At 45.2% G+C, this 7,120-nt stretch carries 7 protein-coding genes and 1 pseudogene; 4 read left to right on the forward strand and 4 right to left on the reverse strand.

Features of this window, described 5'->3' with window-relative positions; genetic code table 11:
• Positions 1 to 8 precede the first annotated feature (8 nt).
• Together ACN0YH_RS22745 and ACN0YH_RS22750 are read right to left on the reverse strand one after the other, a co-directional pair.
• Positions 9 to 2,408: a hypothetical protein gene (locus ACN0YH_RS22745; protein ID WP_417381889.1), complete on the reverse strand. Its 2,400-nt coding sequence runs from the start codon at positions 2,406 to 2,408 to the stop codon at positions 9 to 11.
• Positions 2,405 to 3,421 (reverse strand): hypothetical protein, encoded by a 1,017-nt coding sequence (locus tag ACN0YH_RS22750; protein ID WP_417381890.1) that lies wholly within the window; start codon positions 3,419 to 3,421, stop codon positions 2,405 to 2,407. The genes ACN0YH_RS22745 and ACN0YH_RS22750 overlap by 4 nt, the downstream gene beginning before the upstream one ends.
• Positions 3,422 to 3,531: 110 nt before the next feature.
• Between ACN0YH_RS22750 and ACN0YH_RS22755 the strand changes: the two are divergent.
• From ACN0YH_RS22755 to ACN0YH_RS22770, 4 genes and pseudogenes are all read left to right on the forward strand, one after another.
• Positions 3,532 to 3,689 (forward strand): annotated as a pseudogene (locus tag ACN0YH_RS22755) (IS3 family transposase); the annotation flags it as partial.
• Positions 3,690 to 3,716: 27 nt separating this feature from the next.
• A complete protein-coding gene (locus ACN0YH_RS22760) occupies positions 3,717 to 3,998 on the forward strand; it encodes an ATP-binding protein (protein ID WP_417381891.1) in 282 nt (93 codons plus the stop codon).
• 2 nt (positions 3,999 to 4,000) lie between these two features.
• On the forward strand, positions 4,001 to 4,162 hold the full coding sequence (locus tag ACN0YH_RS22765) for a hypothetical protein (RefSeq protein WP_417381892.1): 162 nt from the start codon (positions 4,001 to 4,003) through the stop codon (positions 4,160 to 4,162).
• Between the two features lie 23 nt (positions 4,163 to 4,185).
• Positions 4,186 to 4,314: an IS3 family transposase gene (locus ACN0YH_RS22770; RefSeq protein ID WP_417381954.1), complete on the forward strand. Its 129-nt coding sequence runs from the start codon at positions 4,186 to 4,188 to the stop codon at positions 4,312 to 4,314.
• Between the two features lie 52 nt (positions 4,315 to 4,366).
• Here ACN0YH_RS22770 and ACN0YH_RS22775 read toward each other — a convergent pair whose 3' ends face one another.
• Together ACN0YH_RS22775 and ACN0YH_RS22780 are read right to left on the reverse strand one after the other, a co-directional pair.
• The gene (locus ACN0YH_RS22775; RefSeq protein ID WP_417381893.1) at positions 4,367 to 5,224 is read right to left on the reverse strand and encodes a hypothetical protein; all 858 of its coding nucleotides are present in this window, start codon (positions 5,222 to 5,224) and stop codon (positions 4,367 to 4,369) included.
• A 707-nt stretch (positions 5,225 to 5,931) separates the two neighbouring features.
• Positions 5,932 to 7,014, reverse strand: coding sequence for a PGN_0703 family putative restriction endonuclease (locus ACN0YH_RS22780; RefSeq protein ID WP_417381894.1), 1,083 nt, complete (start codon positions 7,012 to 7,014; stop codon positions 5,932 to 5,934).
• Between the last annotated feature and the right edge of the window lie 106 nt (positions 7,015 to 7,120).

The following is a 7,120-nucleotide window of genomic DNA, read 5'->3' on the forward strand; positions in this document are numbered from 1 at the left end:
TTTCTGAATTAGTTTGTACTGCGTTTGACCGAAAGTTTTCCGCTAGCAGATACCTTCACTACCGAGCTCTGTGGTAACGAGTGGTGAATCTCTTCAGCAGCTCGCGTACCAGTACCCGATGACTTAGACGCGTTATGACTACCGTAGCGGTGCCAATCAAACAACCCTTCATACAGTCCAGTGGGTAACCCACGAGCATTCATTACCTGCATAAATAATCTTTCGAGTACGAGAACTCGGCCATCGGGAGTTAGAACAAGACCAGGAAAAACAATTTCTCCATCGTCAGTTTTTGTTGTTTTAGGGATCATGCGATCAACAAACCATTCCTTCGTTAGTGTATGCTTGCCTCTGTTGGCTTGTTTGCAGATATCTTCAACTACAGTTTTGACGAATACCATTTCATCTGACGGGGCTTTTTTTCCTTTGCGCGAATCCCAAAGTACCAACCCAATCTTATCGTCGTCATATTGTATAATATTGTTATCGACGTTTTCAGTGGTAAGTTGGCTTTGCAGTCCTCTCAGAGAATGCACTGTAAAATCCTGTACGAAACCAAGTACGTATAGCTCGGTTAGCTCTTCCACGATCTCCGCTTTGATTTTAGCTCCTAATCCAGGCGTAGTGAGTAGAACGTTGGTTTCATCCCAATCTTCTATCCACTGGGGAGAAATTCGACGAGGAAAGACTAGCTCGCCAAAGTCCTCGTTTGAAGGCTGTTGAATTCGTCTCGCCATAGCACCACTTGGAAGACAGTGTAGTTTCTGGCGAATAGAGTCAAACTCCTTTTCTGAAAGACCGATTCGATGTCTTGCATCCAGACGCGCGTTTATCCTTCGGGAGATAGCAAAAACTTCTCCATCTTGATCGATCAGGTGTGCGCCATCTAACTGCAGAATCGAAGCAAGTACTGCTGGATCTACTTCACCTATCTTGATACGTGTTTGAGTCGGCCACAAAATCGAAGGACGTAAGGATTCACTGGTCAACTCTAATGCAGTTTTTCGCTCTGCCTCAGGCACTAAGATGAAGATACTACTTTGCGATTGATCTAATAATCGCTGCGTGGACTCAATTAGTCTATCGACACATTTCTGCTGAACATCTTTTATTTCGAAGTGGTTATTTGCTGCCTTTTCAAGTTTATCAAATGGTGCCTCATTCCACTGAAAGCCATCATATCCTAATGCTAGTCTGTCTCTGGTGAAGATATCCACTTTCGCAGGTGGACGAACACGAAAGACAATTCCATGTTCTCCTGCCAATTCTTTGAAATAACGATGGGACAAGCCAGAATTGTCAGACATTAAAGAAGTTGCGAGATGGTGCAAATGACCGTCCCTAGCAGAGATGATCATCAGTAGTGGGGGGCCTTGAGCCATCTCTGCATATTGGCGAATTTCATCTTCGTAATCGAAATTAAACGGGCATGGGGTATCGAGTTCTATCAAACTGCGAAAACGGGCCCCGTTTTCTTTCAGTATCGCATCTGGCTCCTGTCCTACTAGGACTACTGTGCATTCAAACGGTTCACCTTCAAGCGTCCATGTACTCATTCTTCGACACATTCGTGTCACTCCGACAGCAATTTGAGCTTGCCAAGGTAGCATAAATCGGTCCGTGGGCTCATCTTCCTTTGGTATTGGCAATTTACAGAGTGGTTTCCAGCAAGAACTCAGAAATGCTAAAGAGACGGAAAGACTGCCAAACTCTTGGCGAAACCAGTCTTGGTACTCCGATTGTAGTAAGCTTCCTGTATGGGTACCCGAAGTCTGGCCATGTTTGGCTTCTTTTCGAACGAATAACTCCTTGTCACGTTCATCAACTCTTAACGAGAAATTAAAGATATCACGTCCAATTCGGGTAAGTACATATTCCGATATGCTGTCCTCATTCCTCAGTTGAACGATATCAAAACGCCAGTCTTTCACTTGCGGAAAATTTAATGGATCGAGTGTAAACAGTATCACTCTGTTTCTAGCATGGGTTCTTTGAAGTAATTCCAAAAACCGAGGCCAGAACGGACTTGAATCCCCATTCTCTTCAAACGCAATTGGATTTGTTTCGTCAACACCCATAGTGCTGACCGCGAGTGCCGTACCGCCACTAAAAAGTTCATTAAGCTTCTTTGACTGCTGACATGAGAGTACAACAAATACACCGCGGTTATGATGGCAAAAAGAGTTCTCGATTGTGACCTGATCGCTAAGTTGCTGAAGCTTGATAATATCACTTTTGTCTTCCGAGCAATATGTTTGAGACTCATCAAAGCTAAGGCAGATTTTATTTGGCTCAATACCTGTGATTGATTCAAGACACGAAGCTAGTTGCCCACCTAGTCCCTGAAAAGCCTGTTCACCTCCGAGATCGATAACCAAGTAGGATGCGCCATTCGTGAAATCACTCATTCTTCAGTACCTTGGTGAGATGGTGCATATAATTTTAGTATCACTTGATTTTCTTCGGTGGAATACTTCCACAATTTATTAGCGCGATGCTCATCGTCTATAAGAGTAGACTTTGCTAATTCGCAGTATTTGATACCAATAAGTGGAATTTTGCGAAAGTCAGATGGAGGAGTATTGAAGTCAGGAAGTCGATTGATGGTCAATGCCACCCACTCGGGGTCAGCTTCGAATTCCTTGAACTTAAATTCGATCCCATCAGGATTATCTTCGATGAAATCCACCAATGAAAAGATTAGTGTGAATAATCCATCCCAACCTATCAGTAGCTTTCGAATGCTTTCGGTTGGTGTGGACAATCCAGGTGGTGTTGTGCGTTGCTTGCTCAAATGATAGGGTTGTTTGTATCGATAACTTATGAAGTGTTTTGTCAAGCGTGCCGCAAGAACGCATGAGGCTAGATCTAGAAATGTTGTTTTTGACTGACTCTTTACAGGTTCACAGATAGTAGTTAGAAGCGTTTGGATATGTCGGTCATAGTTTTCTGATTGCCAACTTTGTTGATCGTCATCAATTCTATCTCCACGATACATTGCTGACTGCAAACGAGCCTTGACTAAGCTTACGAGATCAAATGACTCGGGTTCGACTGGAGATGAATCATCCATTTGATTTTCGCTGGAGCGGTCTTGTATCAATTCGAGCAGGGTGGTAAATGCATCGCCTAAGCTTGGTTCTGGCATAAGCTCCAGATCTAACTCCAAATCGATATTATTCCCCTCATCTGAAATGAAGCAAGCTACCGGAATGTCGAGAAATTGAAGTTTTGTCATCCAGTCCACCGCTGATTCGTGAGCTTGCAAGACCGCACCGATAGTCTTTGGCGGTATAGAGACCTTCGTACCTAATGCACGGGTTTCAATTGTTAGATTAGGTGGTAGCAAATCATTCAAAGGTGCTAAATCAATTGTATCTGAATCAATATAGACGAGAATGAGATGGTCGACATGCGTCATTGTGTTTCCTCTGCTCATTTGATTTAAATGGAATAAAGGTATACTAAGCCCAAAGCTGGTCTGATGCAATCAATACATAGATAATTCAAGACTGCTTTGGTTTCAGCATGTTGAGCGACCTGTTTGTGCGTCGTGGAGTCCCGGATCATATTCGCAGTGACAATGGTCCCGAGTTCACGGATGAGCGGGTGCGGGACTGGCTCAGCAGGGCGAAGTGAAGACCTTATTCATTGAACCAGGCAGTACCTGGGAAAACGGTTACATTGATTAGGATCTTGGGTGGAGATTACCGGCCATGAATGCGGAGTTCGAGAAGTTGGCCCACGAAGCGGCTAGCTCAAATCAGACGTTCGAACAATATCTGCTGCAGTTGACTGAACTGGAAGTGGCGGCCCGGTCCACGAATGCGCTGACCAGCCGGATCAAACAGGCTCAGTTCCCAGTGGAAAAAGGACTGGAAGATTATGACTTCGCGGCCATGAAATCAGTTAACAAACAGAAGGGGTTGGAGTTGGCCCGTGGCGAATGGGGCCGGCAGCATACCAATCTCTGTCTGCTCGGTTATGCGATGCCTTGAGGATGGCCATCGTCTGGAAGTGTCCCAGGGGGGGATTACTGATTCATTCTGATCGCGGGAGTCAGTACGCCTGTGATGCGTTTCAACTGTTGTTAAGAGAACTCAGGATCAAATGCACTATGATTAGGAAGGGGAACTGCTGGGATGATGCCCCCTTGGAATAATTCTTCACAACACTGAAAAAGAACTGGCATATCAGGAACGGTACACAACTCGTCAGACAGTAAGCTTAAGTGTCTTTGTCCACATCGAAACATTTTGTAATCGCAAACGAAAACATTCGGCCCTGGGCGATAAAAGCCCAGGACAGTTTTAGCAGGCAACCTAGCCTTAATCTCGCGCCCACTATTCCGGCGGAAGTCCAAGTACTATTTAGAAGAACCCCAAGGATTCAGAACTGCTGAGGACAGTATGTGATTGCGTCGATGAGTAACGCTTTGCCTAGAGGGTGACCCATCACACATCCTCTTGATCAGGTTCTCTTGTACTTTAAGTAGATTGTTTAGGCGTTCTTGGGTCCACATATCGGGGTACAGAGTCGCCATGAAGTGACAGAGTAGGTAGAGCTTTCGAGATGCCATGCATTGCTTGTGAACATGAGCAGTACTGACGTCATCATAATCAGCTAAGCTTTGTAAACGTTGTTCCTGCCGATCTAATAGTCGTTCAACTACGGCTCGACGTGGTACGGCATTTTCTAACGACTGGGGCATCGCTGCATCAATAGATTTAAATTCCTTGGACCAACTAACAAGAACAGTACTCGCACTTCGCAGTTTTAAATTTGCCTGGATCAACAAGTCAGCAGCGGTAGTTACACATATCGGATCGTCACTAACTTCGGTAGGTTCATCACTTGCTTCGGGAGACTCGTCAAGCTTACCTTCTATAAGAACTCGGATTGCTTGGGAGATTAGTGAGTTAACCCGCTGGAAGTAGGCTCGATGTGTCGATGCATGAATCTTTTCGGCATTTTTATGCAAGTAGTCGCTGATCGGGAACGATGCCTCCCGAAGTAATGATAGGTTATTCACCCAATCTTTTAAGGCTTCTTCAGAAGGCAGGAACTCGTCTGTTAACGAGTGTGCGAAGACACCTACGACAACCTCGTAGCGTTCGACAAGCCATTTGAGACGAGCCAATTCTTGTGATGCGTCAACATCCGCAACTGGCTCAATTTCAGCGTAGATCGTTTCTTCACTACTCATGTCATCAGGATGATTCATTTTGCTTTTCTTTGGCCGTTGTTTTTTGCAAGTCGCTTTGATACTAACTTCTGAGCTTAGGATACCCTTGGCTAATACTGTATGCAAGTGTCGATCGACTTTACTCTCGTTGCGCCCACACGGGATTATTGAGTTTGAGGCCAATTGTCGCAAGAGCAATAATTATAACTACTACAATCGGACCTAGGCGTGCTCTACAGACTTTATTTCTAACTAATACTTCCTAATCAAAGCTACCCTATACGAAAGCAAGGTGAGCCACTCAGTGTTTATGAGAACAATAATCTGGTCCAATTCTTCGGCTCTTGCGAATGTTCGTCTATCCCTGATCATTTCAGAATACCTGATTTAGTGTCGCAAGTGTTTAACGTAAATAGAATTAAGCTGATATTCTAAATATCATAGCTGGTTGCTTCAAGTTTTAACCGACCCCAAAAACAGAGTGTCAACGGACGTATTAGAACAACCCTTCCGCTTTACTGTAAAAATATGCTCACCATGTCGGATAGGTAGTTCTCGATGTATTCAGTGTTTTCAGGCACCGTATGAACCTCGGTAAGGCAGTTCCGATGGATAGCGTCGTATAAATATGCGTCTTTGGTATTGCACTCGGAATACTGTGCTGTGGTCTCGCTTACATTTGGGGCACTCAGGCAATATGTTTGGCCCCAGTTCATATTCTGTGCCGCACGTCGGGCAATTGTGTTTCATTTTCCTAGCTTGCTTGATTTGACGCTCGCCGCCACGCCCTCATAGCGTCTCGTTACAAAGTCGGCCCAACCTTCGTTTGGTGCATGGCTGACTGCTGCTTTCAGAAAGTCTTCTAGGAAGCAGTGCTGAAAGCGGCCGGGAACGACCAGTTGATGCCACACCTCATAGATGGAGTTGCCCAGTCGTTTGAGTTTCGGTGACGTGATTCGCTTGACGAGCTCTGTATTAGCCTTTGGTGCGATGTGTAGATACGATACGATGTCTGCTCCCATCTCTTGCTCACGTTGCATTGCTGAAGTCAATAGTTGGTGACGCATCATCTGATCAAAGGGATCAAAGAACAGGTCTTCGTATTTCACACCACAGGGTAACCTGATTTGGCAATCGCTCTTATCAAGAGACTGCCGATAAATACGTTCGAGACGGTCTGTCCCGGTGTCGCTGGTTTGCTTGCTATTATTCTCGGGATATGACTCAGTGTACTTCCACTCTGACATGACGATTTGAATGCGTCCGTCAGTTTGCCTGAATCGAACGGCGAAATCCACTGACGAGAACCTGTGTCCTCGACCACGGGTTGTGTCGCCGCAGACGTTGGGGCCCCGCAGTTCCCTCAAATAATTCTTTGCGCCGATCCATTCGAACGCTATGTAATGTGGTGGGCATTGTTCACGCGGATTGCTGTCGAGATTCAGTTTCCATCCGGCTGTATGAAGGCGGTTTAATATGTCCAGTTCGAACGGAAGTACTTCTTTGACTGGATAGCCAAGTTTCTGCAGCACGCTTTTCAGCTGATCGGGGTGTTGCATAAACGGGAAGACGAGATTCACACAGCAAGACTGGGACGATATGAGATGACCTACAGAGTGCCAGGGTATGTTGCGGACATTGAAGTATTTGATAGCCTGGTCACGAATGCTGGCGTGCAAGTTTTCATTTTCCAAGTCGTTTCGAAGATAGATTTCCATGGGCTTGTTGTTGTAGATGCCAAGTTTACATGCCTCAGCGGAATACAATATTGGCTTTAAACTAATCTGGTGCTCTTGTTCGCATTGTGAAAATGATGTTGAATTATTCATGGCTCATCCATCAAAGACCCCAACCGGGTTACTCTAGGATATGGTCCTATTCCAATACTAATTCTATTGTAATGTAAGCAATTGGTTCTGCATCCTACAAGCTGCT

It is taken from the genome of Gimesia sp. (genome assembly GCF_048262075.1).
Taxonomy (GTDB): Bacteria; Planctomycetota; Planctomycetia; order Planctomycetales; family Planctomycetaceae; genus Gimesia.

Excerpts from the sequence above, each read along its gene's own strand:
- ACN0YH_RS22765 (WP_417381892.1), top strand. The coding sequence starts at position 4,001 with ATGGCCATCGTCTGGAAGTGTCCCAGGGGGGGATTACTGATTCATTCT.
- ACN0YH_RS22745 (WP_417381889.1), bottom strand. The coding sequence starts at position 2,408 with ATGAGTGATTTCACGAATGGCGCATCCTACTTGGTTATCGATCTCGGA.
- ACN0YH_RS22780 (WP_417381894.1), bottom strand. The coding sequence starts at position 7,014 with ATGAATAATTCAACATCATTTTCACAATGCGAACAAGAGCACCAGATT.
- ACN0YH_RS22750 (WP_417381890.1), bottom strand. The coding sequence starts at position 3,421 with ATGACGCATGTCGACCATCTCATTCTCGTCTATATTGATTCAGATACA.
- ACN0YH_RS22775 (WP_417381893.1), bottom strand. The coding sequence starts at position 5,224 with ATGAATCATCCTGATGACATGAGTAGTGAAGAAACGATCTACGCTGAA.
- ACN0YH_RS22760 (WP_417381891.1), top strand. The coding sequence starts at position 3,717 with ATGAATGCGGAGTTCGAGAAGTTGGCCCACGAAGCGGCTAGCTCAAAT.